This is a genomic window from Methylobacter svalbardensis (assembly GCF_037671525.1).
GTDB lineage: Bacteria > Pseudomonadota > Gammaproteobacteria > Methylococcales > Methylomonadaceae > Methylobacter_A > Methylobacter_A svalbardensis.
On the sequence record NZ_JAWPOH010000194.1, the window covers coordinates 1 to 779 of the forward strand.

Here is a 779-nt window from a genome sequence, read left to right on the forward strand (position 1 = left end):
GGTCAGTAACATCCCCGTTAAACAAAATCCTAGCCAAGTCTTTTGTAGGTGCGTCAGCCTGGCATTGGACTTTAGCTTTCCCAGGGCTGCATCTAAATCAGTGACAAACGATTTTATAAAGTGTGCCGGCTCGTACATCAACATGGTGTTGAAATACGTGGCAGTTTACACTGATTAGCTTACCCGTTTTCCGGCTGTATTTCTAAGCTTAAAAACTTGAACATCGAGTTTATGGCTCTATTCTTTAGTCGTTTATCACCTAAATCTAAATTACGAAATTCTCTATTTGCCCAATTCATAGCTAAAATGATTCTACTTTACTAAATCTTAACAACTTGTGTGTAAGGAGATGCTCTAGGAGTGACCGATGCCTGGATGTGGGCAAGAGGAACAAGTAAGGAGAATGATCAACAACAAGACAGCATAAAAGAAAGCTGTCGATGGATAGAAGGTTATGAGCGCGTTGCTGAAATGGCGGAACGTTGCCCGGAACAAAAGCTGGTTTATGTTGCCGATCGAGAAGGTGATATTCTCAATCTAATGATCCGAAGCATGGCGTTAAATTATCCCGCTGATTGGTTGGTTCGTGCCAAGCATAACCGTAAAGTAGCCGGTGATGAAAAACTATGGGATCTCGTCGATAAACAGCCCATAACCAGCTGCATTACTTTTATTAAGCCACGAAAAAAAGGTGAGAAATCACGAAAGGTTCAACAGGAAGTGAAAGTGTTGCGCTATAGCTTACCCGTAAAAGGAAAAAGATCGGTTCCTGTTACCTT

General features: G+C 41.7%; 1 protein-coding gene and 1 pseudogene. One reads left to right on the top strand and one right to left on the bottom strand.

All coding sequences use genetic code 11. From position 1 onward, the window contains the following. Positions 1-179 precede the first annotated feature (179 nt). Positions 180-299: an IS4/Tn5 family transposase DNA-binding protein gene (locus RW114_RS21135; protein WP_422614858.1), complete on the bottom strand. Its 120-nt coding sequence runs from the start codon at positions 297-299 to the stop codon at positions 180-182. Between the two features lie 61 nt (positions 300-360). Here RW114_RS21135 and RW114_RS20805 point away from each other — a divergent pair. Then, a pseudogene (locus RW114_RS20805) lies at positions 361-779 on the top strand (hypothetical protein); the annotation flags it as partial.

Excerpts from the sequence above, each read along its gene's own strand:
- RW114_RS21135 (WP_422614858.1), bottom strand. The coding sequence starts at position 299 with ATGAATTGGGCAAATAGAGAATTTCGTAATTTAGATTTAGGTGATAAA.